Here is a 20,020-nt window from a genome sequence, read left to right as displayed (position 1 = left end):
ATGTCCCGGGCCCCGGCCCCACGTGACGCACCCCACCCCGCCGCCCCGTTCAGACTCCGTTAACAATGGACTGTGATCTCACAGGTCCCCTCGATGCCCCGGAGCGCCCACCGGCACAGGCCGGAGGCGACTCCCTACGTCGATCTCACCCGCGCCGAGTGGAGCGCGCTGCGCGACAAGACGCCGCTGCCGCTCACCGCCGAGGAGGTGGAGAAGCTCCGCGGTCTCGGCGATGTCATCGACCTGGACGAGGTGCGGGACATCTACCTCCCGCTCTCCCGGCTCCTCAACCTCTACGTCGGCGCCACGGACGGTCTGAGGGGAGCGCTGAACACCTTCCTCGGGGAGCAGGGCTCCCAGTCGGGCACCCCGTTCGTCATAGGGGTCGCCGGCTCCGTCGCCGTGGGCAAGTCCACCGTGGCCCGGCTGCTCCAGGCGCTGCTCTCCCGCTGGCCGGAGCACCCGCGCGTCGAACTGGTGACGACGGACGGCTTCCTGCTGCCCACCCGGGAACTGGAGGCGCGCGGCCTGATGTCGCGCAAGGGCTTCCCCGAGTCCTACGACCGCCGGGCCCTGACCCGCTTCGTCGCCGACATCAAGGCCGGCAAGAGCGAGGTGTCCGCGCCGGTCTACTCCCACCTCATCTACGACATCGTGCCGGACGGGCAACTCACCGTCCGCCGCCCCGACATCCTCATCGTGGAGGGCCTGAACGTCCTCCAGCCCGCGCTGCCCGGCAAGGACGGCCGCACCCGGGTCGGTCTCGCCGACTACTTCGACTTCAGCGTGTACGTCGACGCGAGCGCCGAGGACATCGAGCGCTGGTACCTCAACCGCTTCACGAAACTGCGCCGCACGGCCTTCCAGAACCCCAACTCGTACTTCCGCAAGTACACCCAGGTGTCGGAGGAGGAGGCCCTGGACTACGCGCGCACCCTCTGGCGCACCATCAACAGGCCCAACCTGGTGGAGAACATCGCCCCGACCCGCGGCCGGGCCACCCTCATCGTCCGCAAGGGCCCGGACCACAAGGTGCAGCGGCTGCGGCTGCGCAAGCTGTAGCGCGACACGAAAGGGGCGCGGGACCGGTCCGGTCCCGCGCCCCCGAGCGCACTATCCGAGCGCCGACTTCACCACGTCGGCCAGCCGCCCGGCCACCGCGCGGGCCTGCTCGATGTCGGCGGCCTCCACCATCACGCGTACCAGCGGCTCGGTGCCCGAGGGGCGCAGCAGCACCCGGCCGGTCCCGCCCAGCTCCCGCTCCGCCTCGGCGACCGCGGCCGCGAGGTCCGCCGACGTCCGCACCCGCGACTTGTCCACGTCCGGCACGTTGACCAGCACCTGCGGCAGCCGTTCCATGACGGACGCCAGCTCCCGGAGCGTCCGTCCCGTCTCGGCGACCCGGGCCGCCAGCAGCAGTCCGGTCAGCGTGCCGTCACCCGTCGTCGCGTGGTCGAGGATGATCACGTGCCCGGACTGCTCGCCGCCGAGGGCGTAGCCGTGCTCCTTCATCTCCTCCAGCACGTAGCGGTCGCCGACGCCCGTCTGCACCAGCCGGATGCCGGCCTTCTCCATCGCCAGCTTGAAGCCGAGGTTGGACATCACCGTGGCGACGACCGTGTCCGACCGCAGCGCGGACCGCTCCCGCATCGCCAGCGCCAGGACGGAGAGGATCTGGTCGCCGTCCACCTCGTCGCCGGTGTGGTCCACGGCCAGGCACCGGTCGGCGTCGCCGTCGTGCGCGATGCCGAGGTCCGCGCCGTGCTCGAGGACCGCGGCCTTCAGCTTGTCGAGGTGGGTCGAGCCGCAGCCGTCGTTGATGTTGAGGCCGTCCGGCTCGGCGCCGATCGTCACGATCCGCGCGCCCGCCCGGGTGAACGCCTCCGGCGAGACCCCCGAGGCCGCGCCGTGCGCTTCGTCCAGGACGATCTTCAGGCCGTCGAGCCGGTTGGGCAGCACCGACAGCAGGTGGGCGACGTACTGCTCGAAGCCCTCGTCGTACGGGCGCACACGGCCGACGCCGGCGCCCGTCGGCCGCTCCCACGGCTCACCGTGCCGGTGCGACTCGTACACCGCCTCGATCCTGTCCTCCAGCTCGTCGGCGAGCTTCTGGCCGCCGCGGGCGAAGAACTTGATGCCGTTGTCCGGCATGGCGTTGTGGCTGGCGGAGAGCATCACCCCGAGGTCGGCGCCGAGCGCGCCGGTCAGGTGTGCCACCGCGGGCGTCGGCAGCACACCGACGCTCAGGACGTCCACGCCCGCGCTCGCCAGGCCGGCCACCACCGCCGCCTCCAGGAACTCCCCGGAGGCACGCGGGTCCCGCCCGACCACCGCGGTCGGCTTGTGACCCTCAAAGGTGCCCGCCTCGGCCAGTACGTGCGCCGCGGCCACGGAGAGGCTGAGCGCCATCTCGGCCGTCAGATCCGCATTCGCGACACCGCGCACGCCGTCCGTGCCGAAGAGTCGTCCCACTTGTCCTCCTGAGGAAGCATCGATGTCGGATGCGGGGCCGGCGCCGCGTCGGGTGGCAGACGCCCCGGCATCCGATCACACAAGCCGTTGAGCGTCTTGTGTCGTTATACGCCCTTGGCTGGGATAAACGAACGCCCCGGAGGCACATGTGGCGTGCCGCCGGGGCGTTCGGAGTACGGGAGGGGCCAGAGCCCGTTTCTCGTACGAGCAGGCAGCGAAGCTTAGCGCTTGCTGTACTGCGGAGCCTTGCGGGCCTTCTTGAGACCGGCCTTCTTGCGCTCGACCGCACGGTCGTCGCGCTTGAGGAAGCCGGCCTTCTTCAGCGGGCCGCGGTTGTTGTCGACGTCGGCCTCGTTCAGCGCACGGGCGACACCGAGGCGGAGGGCACCGGCCTGGCCGGAGACACCGCCACCCGCGATGCGGGCGATGACGTCGTAGCGGCCCTCGAGCTCCAGGACCTTGAACGGCTCGTTGACTTCCTGCTGGTGCACCTTGTTCGGGAAGTAGTCCTCGAGGGTGCGACCGTTGATCTTCCACTTGCCGGTGCCCGGGACGATCCGGACGCGGGCGATGGCGTTCTTGCGGCGGCCCAGGCCGGCGGCCGGCTGGGGCTCACCGAAGCGGGACGCGAGCGACTCGGAGGTGTACTCGCCCTCGACGGGGACGTCCGACTCCGTGGTGTAGCTGTCGATGTCAAGCTCTTCGAGCGGCTGCTCGGCAGTGGTCTCGGCCACGATTCTCCTCAGATTCTGTTCAGTCTTAGGGGGTGGCCGGACTTACTGCGCGACCTGGGTGATCTCGAACGGCACCGGCTGCTGCGCAGCGTGCGGGTGTACGTCACCCTTGTAGACCTTCAGCTTCGAGAGCATCTGACGGCCCAGCGTGTTCTTGGGGAGCATGCCCTTGACGGCCTTCTCGATGGCCTTCTCGGGGTTCTTGTCGAGCAGCTCGTCGTAGCGGACGGAGCGCAGACCACCCGGGTAGCCGGAGTGGCGGTACGCCATCTTCTGCGTCCGCTTGTTGCCGGACAGGTGCACCTTGTCGGCGTTGATGATGATGACGAAGTCACCGGTGTCGACGTGGGGGGCGTAGATCGGCTTGTGCTTGCCCCGCAGGAGGGACGCGGCGGTCGTGGCGAGACGACCCAGGACGACGTCCTGAGCGTCGATGACGTGCCACTGGCGCGTCACATCGCCGGGCTTGGGGCTGTACGTACGCACGGTTCGTAGCCTTCGCTTCGAGTGAATGGTCCTGAACAGGTCACCGAAACGATCACGACAGCCCTGACCGCACCACGGTTGACGCAAACCGCGTGCTGGTCGCTGGTCATCGGCCCGGTGGACCGGTGTAAGGGCCCGTCCCGTGAGAATGAGCAAGCCAATACACAACGAAGAAGCAGGTTACCTGTACGGGCCCGGACGGGTCAAAACGATGCCCTTCCCCCTCATGTCGCGGGACAAACGAGGCATGCCGCCGCACGCGCCCCTGAGCGCTCCGCCCCCCGTCTAAGATGCGCCCCATGAGTGACGGGCAGGGGGGACCTCAGTCTCAGTGGGATCCCTGGAAACCGAATTCCCAGCAGCCGCAGGGCGGCGCGACCGACGACGGGACCCCGGACTGGGCCGCGCTCGCCGAGGCCTCCGAGACGCGCACCAAACGCCGCAAGCTGCTGTACACGGCCGGCGGCGCGCTCGCCACGCTCGCGATAGGCACCGCGGTCGCGATGGCCGTCGTCTCGGCGAACGGCGACGATCCGCAGACCGGCCCCGGCAGCCTGGGCGGCTCGCTGCCCGGCTCCGCCACCGCGACGCCGTCCTTCGCGCCCACCAGCGCCCCGCCGCCGCTGGACCCCAGGGACTTCGTCTCCAGCGCCCGCAAGGACACCGCCCCGCTGAACCCCGCCACCCTCTTCCCGGACACCCGGCTGACCATGGGCGGCGCGGTGTACGAGAAGGGCCCGACCGCCGACACCCAGAGCTGCGCCACCGCCGCCGGCGGCACCCTGCCCAAGGCCCTCACCGACAACGGCTGCACCCGCCTGCTGCGCGCCACCTACGCCAAGGGCGACATCGCCGTCACCGTCGGCGTCGCCGTCTTCGACACCGCCGCCCAGGCGACCCGGGCCCGGGGCCAGACCGACGACCGCAGCATCGTGCGCTCCCTGTCCGGCAAGGGCGTCAAGCCCTTCTGCGACGGACCCTTCTGCCGCTCGACGCGGAACGCCTACGGCCGCTACGCCTACTTCACGGTCGCCGGCTTCACCGACGGCAAGGACGTCACCACCAAGAACACCGCCGTTTTCGGCGCCGGCGACGACCTGGCCCAGTACACCGTCAACCAGATCTACCGCCGCGGCCAGGCCGAGGCGCAGGCGGCGGCCGGCCGGTGACGGCGCGGGGGCGCGGCTAACAGGTCGCGCAGCCCGACGCCCGCAGCAGCGTGCGCTTGTTCCGCGCCTCCTTGTTCCGGGCCGCCAGCAGCTCGTCGGCCGGGTAGCCGACCTCCTCCAGCGTCAGCCCGTGCGGCCGTACGACGTGCACCGCGGAGTCCCGGACCCCCGCGGCCAGCACCTGCCCGGGCCACCGGGGCGCCCGGTGCCCGTCCCCGACGAACAGCAGCGCGCCGATCAGCGACCGCACCATGTTGTGGCAGAAGGCGTCGGCGCGGACGGTGGCGGTGATGATCCCGTCCCCGCCCCTGACCAGGCTCAGCTCCTGGAGCGTACGGATCGTGGTGGCGCCCTCGCGCTTCTTGCAGTAGGCGGCGAAGTCGTGCTCCCCGAGCAGCGCGCGGGCGGCCTCGTTCATGGCGTCCACGTCGAGCGGCCAGTCGTGCCAGAGCACATGGCCGCGCAGCAGCGGGTCCACCCCGCCCGGGTCGTCGGTGACCCGGTACGCGTAGCGCCGCCAGACGGCCGAGAACCGCGCGTTGAAGCCGGCCGGCGCCTCCGTGAGCCGCCACACCCGCACGTCCTTCGGCAGCCGCCCGGCGAGCCGCTTGAGCAGCTTCTCCCGGTGCTCCGCCCACAGCTCGACGGGCAGGTCGACGTGGGCCACCTGACCGCGCGCGTGCACTCCGGCGTCGGTCCGCCCGGCCACGGTCAGCTCGTACGTCTCCCGCGACCGCGTCACGGTGCGCAGCGCGTCCTCGATCTCCCCCTGCACGGTCCGCCGGCCGCCGGCCTGCTTGGCCCAGCCGTGGAAGTCGGTGCCGGCGTAGGACAGGTCGAGGCGGATGCGCACGTACCCGGGCTGTACTTCGTCACTCACGTAGGAATCCTCTCAGGGCGGTGCGCCCGGGCGGGAACGCGGAAGCGGGCCCGCCCCCCAGGGCGGACCCGCTTCGCGTCAGGCAGAGCCTCAGGCGTCCTTCGACTCCTCGGCCGGAGCCTCGGTGGCCTCGGTCTCCTCGACCTTGGTCTCCTCGGCCTTGGCCTCGTCGGACTCCTTGACCGCGCGCTTGGTGGCGGCCTCGGCCTCACCGACGGCCTTCTGCTGCACCGTCAGCGCCTCGACCAGCTCGATGACGGCCATGGGCGCGTTGTCGCCACGGCGGTTACCGATCTTGGTGATGCGGGTGTAGCCACCGGGGCGGTTCTCGTACCGCGGGCCGATCTCGGTGAAGAGCGTGTGCACGATGCTCTTGTCCGTGATGACCTGGAGCACCTGGCGGCGGTTGTGAAGGTCGCCCTTCTTCGCCTTGGTGACCAGACGCTCGGCGTACGGGCGCAGGCGGCGGGCCTTCGCCTCGGTGGTGGTGATGCGGCCGTGCTCGAAGAGGCTCTTCGCGAGGTTCGCGAGGAGGAGCTTCTCGTGCGCGGCGCTGCCGCCCAGACGGGCACCCTTGGTGGGCTTCGGCATGGTTCTTCTCCTGTGTGTCTGCCCCGGCCGTGTCAGGTACCGGGGTCAGTATCCGAGCGGGCGGTCGCCCGTCGGAGATCCGGGGCCCTTGCGGGGCCCCGGAGGTGAGACGCTCAGTACCGGATCAGTACTGCTCGGTCTCGACGAAACCCGCGTCCGCGTCGTCGTCGGCGCCGAAGGCGTCCGCGGCGGCGGTCGGGTCGAATCCGGGCGGGCTGTCCTTCAGGGCCAGGCCCATGCCGGCCAGCTTCGCCTTGACCTCGTCGATGGACTTCGCACCGAAGTTGCGGATGTCCAGGAGGTCGGCCTCCGAGCGGGCGACGAGCTCGCCCACGGAGTGGATGCCCTCGCGCTTGAGGCAGTTGTAGGAGCGGACGGTGAGCTCCAGCTCCTCGATCGGCAGCGCGAGGTCGGCGGCCAGGGCGGCGTCCGTCGGGGACGGGCCCATGTCGATGCCCTCGGCGTCGATGTTCAGCTCGCGGGCGAGACCGAACAGCTCGACCAGCGTCTTGCCCGCGGAGGCCATGGCGTCACGCGGACGCATCGCCTGCTTGGTCTCGACGTCGACGATCAGCTTGTCGAAGTCGGTGCGCTGCTCGACACGGGTCGCCTCGACCTTGTACGTGACCTTGAGCACCGGCGAGTAGATGGAGTCGACCGGGATACGGCCGATCTCCTGGCCCACCTGCTTGTTCTGCACGGCGGAGACGTAGCCGCGGCCGCGCTCGACGGTCAGCTCCATCTCCAGCTTGCCCTTGCCGTTGAGCGTGGCGAGGACCAGGTCGGGGTTGTGCACCTCGACACCGGCCGGGGGCGCGATGTCGGCGGCGGTGACCAGACCCGGGCCCTGCTTGCGCAGGTACATCACGACCGGCTCGTCGTGCTCCGAGGAGACGACCAGCTGCTTGATGTTGAGGATCAGGTCGGTGACGTCCTCCTTGACGCCCGGCACGGTGGTGAACTCGTGCAGCACGCCGTCGATCCGGATGCTGGTGACAGCGGCGCCCGGGATCGAGGAGAGGAGGGTACGGCGGAGGGAGTTGCCGAGGGTGTAGCCGAAGCCCGGCTCCAGCGGCTCGATCACGAACCGGGAGCGGAACTCGTCGACGACCTCTTCGGTCAACGAGGGACGCTGAGCGATCAGCATGTGTGGATCAGATCCTTCTTTCGTGGACGCCCGCTATTTGACGCCCGACGGGAACCGCACCGGTGGAAAGTGCGGGTAGTGCAAGGGTACGGGCGGCACGACCCGAAGGAGCCGTACCGCCCGGAACCCGTGCTCGGCGAAGCAGCCGTGCGTCAGACGCGGCGGCGCTTCGGCGGGCGGCAGCCGTTGTGCGGGGTCGGGGTGACGTCCTGGATGGAGCCGACCTCGAGGCCCGTGGCCTGCAGGGAGCGGATCGCGGTCTCACGACCGGAGCCCGGGCCCTTGACGAACACGTCGACCTTGCGCATGCCGTGCTCCTGGGCGCGGCGGGCAGCCGACTCGGCGGCCATCTGCGCGGCGAACGGCGTGGACTTCCGGGAGCCCTTGAAGCCGACGTGGCCGGCGGAGGCCCAGGAGATCACGTTGCCGGACGGGTCCGTGATCGAGACGATCGTGTTGTTGAACGTGCTCTTGATGTGCGCGTGGCCGTGAGCGACGTTCTTCTTTTCCTTGCGGCGCACCTTCTTGGCAGCGCCCTGACGACCCTTGGGGGGCATCTACTAACTCCTACGGGAGGTGGTCGGTCCTACAGCGAAGACCGTGGACAGATGTCCGCTGCGGACTACTTCTTGCCCGGCTTCTTCTTGCCGGCGATGGCGCGACGCGGGCCCTTGCGGGTGCGGGCGTTGGTGCTGGTGCGCTGACCGCGGACGGGCAGACCGCGACGGTGACGGAGACCCTGGTAGGTGCCGATCTCGACCTTGCGGCGGATGTCGGCCTGGATCTCGCGACGGAGGTCACCCTCGGTCTTGATGTTGCTGTCGACGTACTCGCGGATCGCGACCAGCTGCTCTTCCGACAGGTCGCGAACACGGGTGTTCGGGTCGACGCCGGTCGCAGCCAGCGTCTCCTTCGAGAGCGTCCGGCCGATGCCGAACACGTAGGTGAGGGCGATCTCCACGCGCTTTTCGCGCGGGATGTCGACACCGGAAACGCGTGCCATTCACTGGCTCCTGGTGAATCTTCGGAGGTCTTCCACAGAGCCGGTCCCCGGCCGCCGTACTAGGTACGAACCGGGTCCCCGGCCTCCGAACCGGGGGTGTCGAGCTGGTGGGCTCGGGCTCTGCGTATGAACATATTCAGCTCGCGTCGCGCGAAACTCTGCGATAGAGGTGCAGAGGGAGATGGTCGTGCGTCAGCCCTGGCGCTGCTTGTGGCGCGGGTTCTCGCAGATGACCATGACCCGGCCGTGACGGCGGATCACCCTGCACTTGTCGCAAATCTTCTTGACGCTCGGCTTGACCTTCATGGGGTGAGGTTCTCCGGGTCAGTGCCATCGCTCCGGGCGGGCCCGGGGCTAGGGCAAGATCTACTTGTACCGGTAGACGATCCGGCCACGCGTCAGGTCGTACGGAGACAGCTCCACCACGACCCGGTCGTCAGGGAGGATGCGGATGTAGTGCATACGCATCTTGCCGCTGATGTGTGCCAGGACCTGGTGGCCGTTCTGGAGCTCGACCCTGAACATGGCGTTCGGCAGAGACTCGACGACAGTGCCCTCGATCTCGATGGCACCTTGCTTCTTGGCCACGCTTCGCCCTTCGAATCGACTACCTTGATCGACTCTCACCCTGGCCACGAGGGAGCAGGGGCGAGCGCATGAGGACATGCGGGTGCACGAGAGCCGACGAGTCAGTCTACGTCGGCGCACCCGGAAACGCGAATCGGGAGAGTCTGCCCCATGGGAGTGATCCCTATGCCAACGGGTCGGGAGCGGCCGTGACGCCGTACTCCGCCAGCTTGGCCCGGCCGCCGTCCGGGGCGGTCAGGACGAGGGGGCCCTGTTCGGTCAGCGCGACCGAGTGCTCCCAGTGGGAGGACCAGGTGCCGTCCGTGGTGATGACCGTCCAGTCGTCTTCCAGGACCTCGGTGCGCGGGGTACCGAGGGAGACCATCGGCTCGATGGCGAGACAGAAGCCGGGCACCAGCTTGGGGCCCTTGCCGCGGCGCCGGTCGACGTAGTTCAGCAGGTGCGGGTCCATGTGCATCTCGGTCCCGATGCCGTGGCCGCCGTAGTCCTCGATGATCCCGTACCGGCCGCCGCCCGGCTTCGGCTGGCGGCGGATGTACGTCTCGATCGCCCGGGAGACGTCCACCAGGCGGCTGCCCTGCTTCATGGCCGCGATGCCGGCCCACATCGACTCCTCGGTCACCCGGGACAGCTCGACCAGCTCCGGGGCGTGCCCGGAGCCCACGAACGCCGTGTAGGCGGCGTCGCCGTGCCAGCCGTCGACGATCGCGCCGCAGTCGATGGAGATGATGTCGCCGTCCTTGAGGACGACGTCGTCGGAGGGGATGCCGTGGACGACGACGTCGTTCACGGAGGTGCAGATGGTGGCGGGGAAGCCGCCGTACCCCAGGAAGTTCGACTTCGCGCCGTGTTCGGCGAGGACCTTGCGGGCCACCCCGTCCAGGTCCTTGGTGGTGGCGCCCGGGACGGCCGCCTCCCGCGTGGCCGCGTGGATGGCGGCTACGACCAGGCCCGCCGCCCGCATCTTCGCGATCTGCTCGGGGGTCTTGATCTGCACCATGGGGGCCTGCGCTCTCCGTCACTCACGTCGACTGGGATACCTGCACAACAGTACGGCCGCGGCACCCCGGGGGCACCGCGGCCGGAAGGACCGGGACCTACTGCTCGGCCTTCTCGCGCTTGAGGGCTTCCAGCGCCCGCTGCGTGATCTCGTCCACCGGGCCGAGGGAGGAGATCGTGACGACCAGTCCCTGCGCCTTGTAGTAGTCGATGATCGGCTCGGTCTGCGTGTGGTAGACCTCGAGTCGCTTGCGGACCGTGTCCTCGGAGTCGTCGTCGCGCTGGTACAGCTCGCCGCCGCAGACGTCGCAGACGCCCTCCTGCTTCGGCGCGCTGTACGTCACGTGGAAGACGTGCGAGGAGTCGTTGCGGCAGATGCGCCGGCCGGCGATCCGCTTGACGACCTCGTCCTCGGGTACTTCGAGGTCCAGGACGGCGTCCAGCGTGATGCCCTCGGCCTGCAGCAGCCGGTCCAGCGCCTCCGCCTGCGAGACGTTCCGCGGGAAGCCGTCCAGCAGGAAGCCGTTCTCCGCGTCCGCCTGCTCCATGCGGTCCTTGGCCATCGCGATGGTCACCTCGTCCGGGACGAGGTTGCCGGCGTCCATGTAGGACTTCGCGAGCTTGCCCAGCTCCGTCTGGCGGCTGATGTTGGCGCGGAACAGGTCTCCCGTGGAGATGTGCGGAACGACCAGCTTCTCTGCGAGCCGGACGGCCTGCGTTCCCTTACCGGCACCCGGCGGCCCGACGAGGACGATACGCATCAGCGGAGGAACCCTTCGTAATTGCGCTGCTGGAGCTGGCTCTCGATCTGCTTCACCGTCTCCAGGCCGACACCCACGATGATGAGGATGCTGGTCCCGCCGAAGGGGAAGTTCTGGCTTGCCCCGAAGCCCACCAACGCCATTGTCGGCACGAGAGCGATCAGACCCAGATACAGCGAACCCGGCCAGGTGATCCGGTTGAGCACGTAGCTCAGGTACTCAGCGGTCGGTCGGCCAGCCCGGATGCCCGGGATGAAGCCACCATACTTCTTCATGTTGTCGGCCACTTCCTCGGGGTTGAAGGAGATGGCGACGTAGAAGAACGCGAAGAAAACGATGAGCAAGAAGTACGTAGTGATGTAAATCGGGTGGTCGCCCTTGGTCAGGTTCTGCTCGACCCAGGTCTTCCAGCCCGAGTTGCCGCCCGAGAACTGCGCCACGAGCGCCGGGATGTAGAGCAGCGACGACGCGAAGATGACGGGAATCACACCCGCCTGGTTCACCTTGAGCGGGATGTAGGTGGAGGTACCACCGTAGGACCGCCGGCCGATCATGCGCTTCGCGTACTGCACCGGGATGCGGCGCTGGGCCTGCTCGACGAAGACGACGAGCGCGACCATGACCAGGCCGACCAGGATGACCGTGCCGAACTCGATCCAGCCGCCGGCCAGGGTGCCCTGCTTCTTGATGGCCCACAGCGCGGACGGGAAGGTCGCGGCGATCGAGATGAACATCAGGATCGACATGCCGTTGCCGATGCCCCGGTCGGTGATCAGCTCACCGAGCCACATCACGACGGCCGTACCCGCGGTCATGGTGATGACCATGGTGATGGTCGTGAAGATCGCCTGGTCCGGAACGATGCTCGTGGCGACCGAGCAGCCGTTGAACAGGGCGCCGCTGCGGGCGGTGGCCACCAGGCCGGTCCCCTGGAGGATGGCGAGCGCCACGGTCAGGTAACGGGTGTACTGCGTGATCTTCGCCGTACCGGCCTGGCCCTCCTTCTTCAGGGCCTCCAGGCGCGGGATCACCACGGTCAGCAGCTGAAGGATGATGCTGGCCGTGATGTAGGGCATGATGCCGAGCGCGAAGACCGTGATCTGCAGCAGCGCACCGCCGCTGAACATGTTCACGAGACCGAAGAGGCCCTGGTTTCCCTGTGCCTCGGTCACGCACCGCTGGACGGCCTGATAGTTGACGCCGGGGATCGGGATGTGGGTACCGACCCGGTAGACCACGATGATGCCCAGCGTGAAGAGCAGCTTCTTGCGCAGGTCGGGCGTCTTGAACGCCCGGGCGAACGCGGTGAGCACGGTGCCTCCTGCGACCCCCGCGCAACTGCGTCAAGGGTGACGGTCTTGAGGTTCGACGAATACGGAAAAGAACAGTGCAGGCCACCTTACCGGCGACACCGCCCCCCTAGGAACGACCAACCGGGGATACCTCATTGTGAGGTATCCCCGGTCGGGTTCGTCTACGTCATCGACGCGTCGTCCGAAGGAGTCAGACGAGCTCGGTGACCGTGCCGCCGGCGGCGGTGATCTTCTCCTTGGCGGAGCCGGAGACGGCGTCGACCGTCACCTGCAGCGCCACGGAGACCTCACCCTGGCCGAGGACCTTGACCAGGCTGTTCTTGCGAACGGCACCCTTGGCCACCAGGCCCTCGACCGTGACCTCGCCACCCTCGGGGTAGAGCGCGGCCAGCTTGTCGAGGTTCACGACCTGGTACTCGGTCTTGAACGGGTTCCTGAAGCCCTTCAGCTTCGGGAGGCGCATGTGGAGCGGCATCTGGCCACCCTCGAAGCGCTCCGGAACCTGGTAACGGGCCTTCGTGCCCTTGGTACCACGACCGGCCGTCTTACCCTTCGACGCCTCACCACGACCCACACGGGTCTTGGCGGTCTTGGCGCCCGGGGCGGGACGGAGGTTGTGGATCTTGAGCGGGTTCTGCTCCGCCATGATCAGTCGACCTCCTCGACCGTCACGAGGTGGCGGACGGTGTGCACCATGCCGCGGAACTCGGGGCGGTCCTCCTTGACGACCTGCGTGTTGATGCCCTTGAGACCAAGGGAACGCAGGGTGTCACGGTGGTTCTGCTTGCTGCCGATGTAGGACTTGACCTGCGTGATCTTGAGCTGCGCCATGATTACGCACCCGCCCCGGCACGCGCACGGAGCAGAGCCGCGGGAGCGACGTCCTCGAGCGGCAGACCACGGCGGGCCGCGATCTCCTCGGGACGCTGCAGACCCTTCAGGGCCGCCACGGTGGCGTGCACGATGTTGATCGCGTTGTCGGAGCCGAGCGACTTCGACAGCACGTCGTGGATACCGGCGCACTCGAGCACGGCGCGCACCGGACCACCGGCGATGACACCGGTACCGGGGGACGCGGGCTTGAGCAGCACGACGCCGGCAGCCTTCTCACCCTGGATGGGGTGCGGGATGGTGCCCTGGATACGGGGGACCTTGAAGAAGTGCTTCTTGGCCTCCTCAACACCCTTGGCGATGGCGGCCGGCACCTCCTTGGCCTTGCCGTAACCGACACCCACGGTGCCGTCACCGTCGCCCACCACGACCAGCGCGGTGAAGCTGAAGCGACGACCACCCTTCACAACCTTGGCGACGCGGTTGATCGCGACGACACGCTCGACGTACGCGGTCTTCTCGGCGGCAGCAGCGCCGCCGTCACGGCCCTTCCGGTCCCGCCGCTCGCCGCCACCGGCACCGCCACCGCGGCGCTGGGGTCCAGCCATTGGAATTACCTCTCTTCGTTTCCGCTAGCTACGGCAGGCTCAGAACTTGAGCCCGGCTTCGCGGGCGGCGTCCGCCAGGGCGGCGATGCGCCCGGCGTACTGGTTGCCACCACGGTCGAACACGACAGCCTCGACACCGGCGGCCTTGGCGCGCTCGGCGACCAGGGCGCCGACCTGCTTGGCCTGCGCGGACTTGTCGCCCTCGCCACCGCGGACGGACGCGTCCAGAGTGGACGCGGACGCCAGGGTGTGGCCCTTGAGGTCGTCGATCACCTGCGCCACGATGTGGCGGTTGGAGCGGGTCACGACCAGACGGGGACGCTCCGCCGTACCGGCGATCCGCTTGCGGATCCGGATGTGACGGCGCTTGATCGCGGCGCGCTTGTAGGCGTCGCCCTTGAGGATCTTCTGCCCGTATGCCATGGCTTACTTACCCGCCTTTCCGACCTTGCGGCGGATGACTTCGCCCTCGTACTTGACGCCCTTGGCCTTGTACGGGTCGGGCTTGCGCAGCTTGCGGATGTTGGCCGCAACCTCGCCGACCTTCTGCTTGTCGATGCCCTCGACCTGGAAGCGGGTCGGGCTGTCCACCTTGAAGGTGATGCCCTCGGGGGCCTCGATCAGGATCGGGTGGCTGTAGCCGAGCGCGAATTCGAGGTTCGAGCCCTTGGCCGTCACGCGGTAACCGACACCGCTGATTTCGAGCTTCTTCACGTAACCCTCGGTCACGCCGGTGATCATGTTCGCCACCAGCGTGCGGGACAGGCCGTGCAGGGCCTTGCTCTGACGCTCGTCGTTGGGGCGGGTCACCTGCAGGGTGCCGTCCTCGCCCTTGGCGATGTCGATCGGCGCCACGACGGTGTGGGTCAGCGAGCCCTTGGGGCCCTTGACCGAGACCGTACGGCCGTCGATGGTGACGTCCACGCCGGCGGGAACCGTGATGGGGAGCTTGCCAATACGCGACATAGCTGTTTCCTCCGTTCCCTTCCGCTACCAGACGTAGGCGAGGACTTCCCCACCCACGCCCTTCTTACCGGCCTGCTTGTCGGTGAGGAGCCCGTGCGACGTGGAGATGATCGCCACGCCCAGGCCGCCCAGCACCTTCGGCAGGTTGGTGGACTTCGCGTACACCCGGAGACCGGGCTTGGAGATCCGCTTGATGCCCGCGATGGAGCGCTCACGGTTCGGGCCGAACTTCAGCTCGAGAACGAGGTTCTTGCCGACCTCGGCGTCCTCGACCTTCCAGCCCGTGATGAAGCCCTCCTGCTGGAGGATCTCCGCGATGTGCGACTTGATCTTCGATGCCGGCATCGTCACGGAGTCGTGGTATGCCGAGTTCGCGTTCCGCAGACGCGTAAGCATGTCTGCGATCGGATCAGTCATGGTCATGAATTGGCCTTCGGCCTCTCTCGCCGGGGTTTCCTGGTGCGCCATCCCTCTCCCCGATCCGAGACGGGACGGGTGCGGCGCGGTGGACCTACGGCGTAGTAAGTCGTACGGGCGCAGCAGGCGCCCAACCCCGCAAGCCTACGGCATGCGGAGAAGGGCCCCTGCCGACCCAGATGCTTACCGAGAGCTTCAGGAATCCCTAATTACCGGGATTACCAGGAGCTCTTGGTCACGCCCGGCAGCTCGCCACGGTGAGCCATCTCACGAAGGCACACGCGGCAGAGGCCGAACTTACGGTACACGGAGTGCGGACGGCCGCAGCGCTGGCAGCGGGTGTAGCCACGCACACCGAACTTGGGCTTGCGAGCAGCCTTAGCGATCAGAGCCTTCTTCGCCATCTCGCTCACGCCTCCTTGAACGGGAAGCCGAGGTGACGAAGGAGCGCACGGCCCTCAGCGTCGTTGGTCGCCGTGGTGACCACGGTGATGTCCATACCCCGGACACGGTCGATCTTGTCCTGGTCGATCTCGTGGAACATGACCTGCTCCGTGAGACCGAAGGTGTAGTTGCCACGGCCGTCGAACTGCTTGGGGGACAGGCCGCGGAAGTCGCGGATGCGCGGCAGCGCGAGCGACAGGGTGCGGTCCAGGAACTCCCACATGCGGTCGCCACGGAGCGTGACGTGGGCACCGATCGGCTGACCCTCGCGCAGCTTGAACTGCGCGATGGACTTGCGGGCCTTGGTGACGGCCGGCTTCTGACCGGTGATGGTGGTCAGGTCGCGGATCGCGCCATCGATCAGCTTCGAGTCACGGGCGGCGTCGCCGACACCCATGTTGACCACGATCTTGACGAGGCCGGGAACCTGCATGACGTTCTCGTACTTGAACTCGTCACGCAGCTTGCCCGCGATCTCCTCGCGGTACTTCGTCTTCAGACGCGGAGTGGTGGTGGTAGCCATCAGATGTCCTCACCCGTCCGCTTGGCAACGCGGATCTTGTTGCCTTCGTCGTCGAAGCGGTAACCGACACGCGTGGCGACCTTCTGACCGTCCTTCTCCACGACCAGCTGAACGTTGGACACGTGGATGGGGGCCTCGGTGGTCACGATGCCGCCGGCCTGCGAACCGCTGGCGGTCGGGCCGGCCTTGGTGTGCTTCTTGACCCGGTTGACACCCTCGACCAGGACGCGGTCCTCGCGGGGGTAGGCCGCGATGACCTTGCCCTGCTTGCCCTTGTCCTTACCGGTGATGACCTGGACCAGGTCGCCCTTCTTGATCTTCATGCTTACAGCACCTCCGGCGCGAGCGAGATGATCTTCATGAACTTCTTCTCGCGCAGCTCCCGGCCGACCGGGCCGAAGATGCGGGTGCCGCGAGGGTCGCCGTCGTTCTTCAGAATGACGGCGGCGTTCTCGTCGAAGCGGATGTACGAGCCGTCCGGACGACGGCGCTCCTTGACGGTGCGAACGATGACCGCCTTGACGACGTCACCCTTCTTCACGTTGCCACCGGGGATCGCGTCCTTGACGGTGGCGACGATGACGTCACCGATGCCCGCGTAGCGGCGACCGGAGCCACCGAGCACACGGATGCAAAGGATTTCCTTCGCACCAGTGTTGTCGGCGACGCGCAGTCGCGACTCCTGCTGGATCACGTCTATCTCCTGATCGTCTGCCGGTTCCCGGCAGGGGCCTCACACAGAGGACCCCTGCCGAGCCTGGCGGAACTTACCTGCGGGGAATGCCCCGCAGGAATTACTTGGCCTTCTCGAGGATCTCGACGACGCGCCAGCGCTTCGACGCGGACAGCGGCCGGGTCTCCATGAGGAGGACGCGGTCGCCGACACCCGCGGCGTTCTGCTCGTCGTGCGCCTTGAGCTTGTTGGTACGGCGGATGACCTTGCCGTACAGCGCGTGCTTCACGCGGTCCTCGACGGCGACGACGACGGTCTTGTCCATCTTGTCGCTGACGACGAGACCCTCACGGGTCTTGCGGAAACCGCGCGCCTCGGTGTTCTCAGTCACGTTCTTCTCGCTCATCAGGCGTTCTCCACCGTCTCGATGCCGAGCTCACGCTCACGCATGAGGGTGTAGATCCGGGCGATGTCCTTGCGGACCGCCTTGAGACGGCCGTGGTTCTCGAGCTGTCCCGTGGCCGCCTGGAAGCGGAGGTTGAACAGCTCTTCCTTGGCCTCGCGGAGCTTCCCCAGAAGCTCCTCGTTGCCCAGCTCGCGCAGCTCGGACGCCTTGGTACCGGCCGACATCACGCTTCACCTGCCTCGCGCTTGACGATCCGGCACTTCATCGGCAGCTTGTGGGCCGCACGGGTCAGCGCCTCACGGGCGATCTTCTCGTTGGGGTACGACAGCTCGAACATCACACGTCCGGGCTTGACGTTGGCGATCCACCACTCCGGAGAACCCTTACCGGAACCCATGCGGGTCTCGGCCGGCTTCTTGGTGAGCGGACGGTCCGGGTAGATGTTGATCCAGACCTTGCCGCCACGCTTGATGTGGCGGGTCATCGCGATACGGGCCGCCTCGATCTGGCGGTTCGTCACGTAGGCCGGGGTCAGCGCCTGGATGCCGTACTCGCCGAACGCAACCTGCGTCCCACCCTTGGACATACCGTTGCGCTTCGGGTGGTGCTGCTTGCGGTGCTTGACCCTACGGGGGATCAGCATTTCGGTCAGGCCTCCGTTCCGGTGCTCTCAGCCGGAGCGGACGCGGGAGCCTCGGCCTTGGGGGCCTCGGCGCCGGCAGCCTGCTGCGGCTTGCGACCGCGCCGCTCGCCACCACGGCCACCACGGGCCGGGCGGTCGGCACCGCCACGGGCCGGGCGGTTACCCGCACGGGCCGCAGCGTTCTCGGCGCGGACCTCGGCGATGTTCTTCACGTCGCCCTTGTAGATCCAGACCTTCACGCCGATGCGGCCGAAGGTCGTCTTGGCCTCGAAGAAGCCGTAGTCCACGTTCGCACGGAGCGTGTGCAGGGGCACGCGGCCCTCGCGGTAGAACTCCGAGCGGGACATCTCGGCGCCGCCGAGGCGGCCGCCGCACTGGATCTTGATGCCCTTGGCGCCGGCCTTCATCGCCGACTGCATGCTCTTGCGCATGGCACGGCGGAAGGAGACGCGGGAGGAGAGCTGCTCGGCAACGGCCTGGGCCACGAGCTGAGCGTCGGTCTCGGGGTTCTTGACCTCGAGGATGTTCAGCTGGACCTGCTTGCCCGTGAGCTTCTCGAGGTCGCCGCGGATGCGGTCGGCCTCGGCGCCACGGCGGCCGATGACGATGCCCGGACGAGCGGTGTGGATGTCCACCCGCACGCGGTCACGGGTGCGCTCGATCTCAACCTTCGAGATGCCGGCGCGCTCCATGCCGGACGTCATCATCCGACGGATGGCGACGTCTTCCTTGACGTAGTCCTTGTACAGCTTGTCGGCGTACCAACGCGACTTGAAGTCGGTCGTGACACCGAGCCGGAACCCATGCGGGTTAACCTTCTGGCCCATTACCGGGTTCCTTCCTTGCTGCTGACGACCACGGTGATGTGGCTGGTCCGCTTGCGGATCCGGTAGGCACGGCCCTGGGCACGCGGCCGGAACCGCTTCAGGGTCGGGCCCTCGTCGACGTAAGCCTCGGAAATGAAGAGGCTGTCGGCGTCGGTGTGGTCGTAGTTGTGCGCGGCGTTGGCGATGGCGCTGTCGAGCACCTTGCCGACCGGCACGGAGGCTGCCTGCGGAGCGAATCGCAGAACAGCCTGAGCCTCCGTGGCATCCATGCCACGGATAAGGTCCACCACGCGGCGGGCCTTCATGGGCGTAACGCGGATGTACCGCGCCTGGGCCCTGGCTTCCATGGTTGTCCCTCTCAGTTACTTACGTGTCTGAATGCGATCCGCTACTAGCGGCGCTTCGACTTCCGGTCGTCCTTGACGTGGCCCCGGAAGGTGCGGGTCGGCGAGAACTCGCCGAGCTTGTGGCCGACCATCGACTCGGTGACGAACACCGGGATGTGGGTCTTGCCGTTGTGCACCGCGATCGTGTGACCGAGCATGGCCGGGACGATCATCGAGCGACGGGACCAGGTCTTGATGACGTTCTTGGTGCCGGCTTCGTTCTGCGTGTCCACCTTCTTGATCAGGTGGTCGTCGACGAAGGGCCCCTTCTTCAAGCTACGAGGCATCTCAACCCGTCCTTAGCGCTTCTTGTTCGTCTTGCGGCGGCGGACGATGTACTTGTTCGACGCCTTCTTGGGCGAACGAGTACGGCCTTCCTTCTTGCCCCACGGGGACACAGGGTGGCGGCCACCGGAGGTCCGGCCCTCACCACCACCGTGCGGGTGGTCGACCGGGTTCATCACGACACCACGGACGGTCGGGCGAACGCCCAGCCACCGCTTGCGGCCCGCCTTGCCCCAGTTGATGTTGCTCTGCTCGGCGTTGCCGACCTCACCGACGGTGGCGCGGCAGCGGACGTCGACCAGGCGGATCTCACCGGACGGCATGCGCAGGTGGGCGTAGGCGCCCTCCTTCGCGAGCAGCTGCACGGAGGCACCGGCGGAGCGGGCGAACTTGGCACCGCCACCGGGACGGAGCTCGATCGCGTGGATCGTGGTACCGACCGGGATGTTGCGGAGGGCCAGGTTGTTGCCCGGCTTGATGTCGGCCCCGGGACCGTTCTCGACGTGGTCACCCTGCTGCAGGTTGCGCGGGGCGAGGATGTAGCGCTTCTCGCCGTCGGCGTAGTGCAGCAGCGCGATGCGCGCGGTGCGGTTGGGGTCGTACTCGATGTGCGCGACCTTCGCCGGCACGCCGTCCTTGTCGTGACGACGGAAGTCGATCACGCGGTAGGCGCGCTTGTGTCCGCCACCCTGGTGGCGAACGGTCACACGACCGGCGTTGTTACGGCCGCCCTTGCTGTGCAGGGGACGGACCAGCGACTTCTCCGGCGTGGACCGCGTGACCTCGACGAAGTCGGCGACGCTGGCGCCACGACGGCCCGGCGTAGTCGGCTTGTACTTGCGGATTCCCATTTCTCAGTCCTCGTCCG

General features: G+C 67.9%; 32 protein-coding genes. 2 read left to right on the top strand and 30 right to left on the bottom strand.

From position 1 onward, the window contains the following. Positions 1 to 93 precede the first annotated feature (93 nt). Positions 94 to 1,062 (top strand): type I pantothenate kinase, encoded by a 969-nt coding sequence (gene coaA / locus ACZ4K2_RS14465; RefSeq protein WP_467477024.1) that lies wholly within the window; start codon positions 94 to 96, stop codon positions 1,060 to 1,062. 51 nt (positions 1,063 to 1,113) lie between these two features. On the opposite strand, the gene glmM is transcribed toward coaA, so the two are convergent. From glmM to rplM, 3 genes are all read right to left on the bottom strand, one after another. Then, a complete protein-coding gene (gene glmM / locus ACZ4K2_RS14460) occupies positions 1,114 to 2,472 on the bottom strand; it encodes a phosphoglucosamine mutase (RefSeq protein ID WP_467476999.1) in 1,359 nt (452 codons plus the stop codon). A gap of 221 nt (positions 2,473 to 2,693) precedes the next feature. Next, a complete protein-coding gene (gene rpsI, locus ACZ4K2_RS14455) occupies positions 2,694 to 3,206 on the bottom strand; it encodes a 30S ribosomal protein S9 (RefSeq protein WP_020941689.1) in 513 nt (170 codons plus the stop codon). Between the two features lie 42 nt (positions 3,207 to 3,248). Next, the gene (gene rplM, locus ACZ4K2_RS14450; protein ID WP_020941688.1) at positions 3,249 to 3,692 is read right to left on the bottom strand and encodes a 50S ribosomal protein L13; all 444 of its coding nucleotides are present in this window, start codon (positions 3,690 to 3,692) and stop codon (positions 3,249 to 3,251) included. 299 nt (positions 3,693 to 3,991) lie between these two features. On the opposite strand from rplM, the gene ACZ4K2_RS14445 reads away from it, so the two are divergent. Continuing rightward, the gene (locus ACZ4K2_RS14445; RefSeq protein WP_467476995.1) at positions 3,992 to 4,861 is read left to right on the top strand and encodes a hypothetical protein; all 870 of its coding nucleotides are present in this window, start codon (positions 3,992 to 3,994) and stop codon (positions 4,859 to 4,861) included. Between the two features lie 16 nt (positions 4,862 to 4,877). Here ACZ4K2_RS14445 and truA read toward each other — a convergent pair whose 3' ends face one another. From truA to rplB, 27 genes are all read right to left on the bottom strand, one after another. Then, complete coding sequence (gene truA / locus ACZ4K2_RS14440; protein WP_467476993.1) at positions 4,878 to 5,741, bottom strand: tRNA pseudouridine(38-40) synthase TruA; 864 nt, start codon at positions 5,739 to 5,741, stop codon at positions 4,878 to 4,880. A 90-nt stretch (positions 5,742 to 5,831) separates the two neighbouring features. Beyond that, on the bottom strand, positions 5,832 to 6,332 hold the full coding sequence (gene rplQ, locus ACZ4K2_RS14435; RefSeq protein ID WP_467476992.1) for a 50S ribosomal protein L17: 501 nt from the start codon (positions 6,330 to 6,332) through the stop codon (positions 5,832 to 5,834). A 124-nt stretch (positions 6,333 to 6,456) separates the two neighbouring features. Next, entirely contained in the window at positions 6,457 to 7,479 is a 1,023-nt protein-coding gene (locus tag ACZ4K2_RS14430) for a DNA-directed RNA polymerase subunit alpha (RefSeq protein WP_003966937.1), read from the bottom strand. A 152-nt stretch (positions 7,480 to 7,631) separates the two neighbouring features. Then, a complete protein-coding gene (gene rpsK, locus ACZ4K2_RS14425) occupies positions 7,632 to 8,036 on the bottom strand; it encodes a 30S ribosomal protein S11 (protein WP_003956432.1) in 405 nt (134 codons plus the stop codon). Between the two features lie 65 nt (positions 8,037 to 8,101). Beyond that, entirely contained in the window at positions 8,102 to 8,482 is a 381-nt protein-coding gene (gene rpsM, locus ACZ4K2_RS14420) for a 30S ribosomal protein S13 (protein WP_360815856.1), read from the bottom strand. Between the two features lie 192 nt (positions 8,483 to 8,674). After that, positions 8,675 to 8,788 (bottom strand): 50S ribosomal protein L36, encoded by a 114-nt coding sequence (gene rpmJ / locus ACZ4K2_RS14415; RefSeq protein WP_003998809.1) that lies wholly within the window; start codon positions 8,786 to 8,788, stop codon positions 8,675 to 8,677. Between the two features lie 60 nt (positions 8,789 to 8,848). Continuing rightward, on the bottom strand, positions 8,849 to 9,070 hold the full coding sequence (gene infA, locus ACZ4K2_RS14410) for a translation initiation factor IF-1 (protein WP_004927214.1): 222 nt from the start codon (positions 9,068 to 9,070) through the stop codon (positions 8,849 to 8,851). 163 nt (positions 9,071 to 9,233) lie between these two features. Then, positions 9,234 to 10,070, bottom strand: a complete 837-nt coding sequence (gene map / locus ACZ4K2_RS14405) for a type I methionyl aminopeptidase (protein WP_467476989.1) — start codon at positions 10,068 to 10,070, stop codon at positions 9,234 to 9,236. A 97-nt stretch (positions 10,071 to 10,167) separates the two neighbouring features. Next, the gene (locus tag ACZ4K2_RS14400) at positions 10,168 to 10,830 is read right to left on the bottom strand and encodes an adenylate kinase (protein WP_467476987.1); all 663 of its coding nucleotides are present in this window, start codon (positions 10,828 to 10,830) and stop codon (positions 10,168 to 10,170) included. Further along, the gene (gene secY, locus ACZ4K2_RS14395) at positions 10,830 to 12,143 is read right to left on the bottom strand and encodes a preprotein translocase subunit SecY (protein WP_467476985.1); all 1,314 of its coding nucleotides are present in this window, start codon (positions 12,141 to 12,143) and stop codon (positions 10,830 to 10,832) included. Before secY ends, ACZ4K2_RS14400 begins: the two co-directional genes overlap by 1 nt. Positions 12,144 to 12,333: 190 nt before the next feature. Then, on the bottom strand, positions 12,334 to 12,789 hold the full coding sequence (rplO, locus tag ACZ4K2_RS14390) for a 50S ribosomal protein L15 (protein WP_467476983.1): 456 nt from the start codon (positions 12,787 to 12,789) through the stop codon (positions 12,334 to 12,336). Between the two features lie 2 nt (positions 12,790 to 12,791). Continuing rightward, positions 12,792 to 12,974: a 50S ribosomal protein L30 gene (gene rpmD, locus ACZ4K2_RS14385; protein ID WP_003974250.1), complete on the bottom strand. Its 183-nt coding sequence runs from the start codon at positions 12,972 to 12,974 to the stop codon at positions 12,792 to 12,794. Between the two features lie 2 nt (positions 12,975 to 12,976). Beyond that, positions 12,977 to 13,582 (bottom strand): 30S ribosomal protein S5, encoded by a 606-nt coding sequence (gene rpsE, locus ACZ4K2_RS14380; protein WP_003992370.1) that lies wholly within the window; start codon positions 13,580 to 13,582, stop codon positions 12,977 to 12,979. Between the two features lie 39 nt (positions 13,583 to 13,621). Next, complete coding sequence (gene rplR, locus ACZ4K2_RS14375) at positions 13,622 to 14,005, bottom strand: 50S ribosomal protein L18 (protein ID WP_030860987.1); 384 nt, start codon at positions 14,003 to 14,005, stop codon at positions 13,622 to 13,624. Positions 14,006 to 14,008: 3 nt separating this feature from the next. Next, complete coding sequence (gene rplF / locus ACZ4K2_RS14370; RefSeq protein WP_467476978.1) at positions 14,009 to 14,548, bottom strand: 50S ribosomal protein L6; 540 nt, start codon at positions 14,546 to 14,548, stop codon at positions 14,009 to 14,011. A gap of 24 nt (positions 14,549 to 14,572) precedes the next feature. After that, positions 14,573 to 14,971: a 30S ribosomal protein S8 gene (gene rpsH, locus ACZ4K2_RS14365; RefSeq protein ID WP_007384075.1), complete on the bottom strand. Its 399-nt coding sequence runs from the start codon at positions 14,969 to 14,971 to the stop codon at positions 14,573 to 14,575. Positions 14,972 to 15,183: 212 nt separating this feature from the next. Beyond that, the gene (locus ACZ4K2_RS14360; RefSeq protein ID WP_003948630.1) at positions 15,184 to 15,369 is read right to left on the bottom strand and encodes a type Z 30S ribosomal protein S14; all 186 of its coding nucleotides are present in this window, start codon (positions 15,367 to 15,369) and stop codon (positions 15,184 to 15,186) included. Between the two features lie 5 nt (positions 15,370 to 15,374). Beyond that, the gene (gene rplE / locus ACZ4K2_RS14355) at positions 15,375 to 15,932 is read right to left on the bottom strand and encodes a 50S ribosomal protein L5 (RefSeq protein ID WP_385161341.1); all 558 of its coding nucleotides are present in this window, start codon (positions 15,930 to 15,932) and stop codon (positions 15,375 to 15,377) included. Continuing rightward, on the bottom strand, positions 15,932 to 16,255 hold the full coding sequence (rplX, locus tag ACZ4K2_RS14350) for a 50S ribosomal protein L24 (protein WP_467476974.1): 324 nt from the start codon (positions 16,253 to 16,255) through the stop codon (positions 15,932 to 15,934). The genes rplE and rplX overlap by 1 nt, the downstream gene beginning before the upstream one ends. Before the next feature lie 2 nt (positions 16,256 to 16,257). Next, positions 16,258 to 16,626, bottom strand: a complete 369-nt coding sequence (gene rplN / locus ACZ4K2_RS14345) for a 50S ribosomal protein L14 (RefSeq protein ID WP_003998823.1) — start codon at positions 16,624 to 16,626, stop codon at positions 16,258 to 16,260. A gap of 100 nt (positions 16,627 to 16,726) precedes the next feature. After that, on the bottom strand, positions 16,727 to 17,011 hold the full coding sequence (rpsQ, locus tag ACZ4K2_RS14340) for a 30S ribosomal protein S17 (protein ID WP_360990539.1): 285 nt from the start codon (positions 17,009 to 17,011) through the stop codon (positions 16,727 to 16,729). Further along, entirely contained in the window at positions 17,011 to 17,235 is a 225-nt protein-coding gene (rpmC, locus tag ACZ4K2_RS14335; RefSeq protein WP_018564811.1) for a 50S ribosomal protein L29, read from the bottom strand. Before rpmC ends, rpsQ begins: the two co-directional genes overlap by 1 nt. Continuing rightward, entirely contained in the window at positions 17,235 to 17,654 is a 420-nt protein-coding gene (gene rplP, locus ACZ4K2_RS14330) for a 50S ribosomal protein L16 (RefSeq protein ID WP_009190136.1), read from the bottom strand. The genes rpmC and rplP overlap by 1 nt, the downstream gene beginning before the upstream one ends. Positions 17,655 to 17,659: 5 nt before the next feature. Continuing rightward, on the bottom strand, positions 17,660 to 18,481 hold the full coding sequence (gene rpsC / locus ACZ4K2_RS14325; protein ID WP_003998826.1) for a 30S ribosomal protein S3: 822 nt from the start codon (positions 18,479 to 18,481) through the stop codon (positions 17,660 to 17,662). Continuing rightward, positions 18,481 to 18,828 (bottom strand): 50S ribosomal protein L22, encoded by a 348-nt coding sequence (gene rplV / locus ACZ4K2_RS14320; protein WP_003974262.1) that lies wholly within the window; start codon positions 18,826 to 18,828, stop codon positions 18,481 to 18,483. Before rplV ends, rpsC begins: the two co-directional genes overlap by 1 nt. A gap of 44 nt (positions 18,829 to 18,872) precedes the next feature. Beyond that, complete coding sequence (gene rpsS / locus ACZ4K2_RS14315; protein WP_003974263.1) at positions 18,873 to 19,154, bottom strand: 30S ribosomal protein S19; 282 nt, start codon at positions 19,152 to 19,154, stop codon at positions 18,873 to 18,875. Positions 19,155 to 19,166: 12 nt separating this feature from the next. Then, complete coding sequence (gene rplB / locus ACZ4K2_RS14310; RefSeq protein WP_467476969.1) at positions 19,167 to 20,003, bottom strand: 50S ribosomal protein L2; 837 nt, start codon at positions 20,001 to 20,003, stop codon at positions 19,167 to 19,169. Positions 20,004 to 20,020 lie beyond the last annotated feature (17 nt).

The organism is Streptomyces sp. NPDC025833, assembly GCF_055558055.1.
This window is presented reverse-complemented; position numbering and strand designations above follow the sequence as displayed.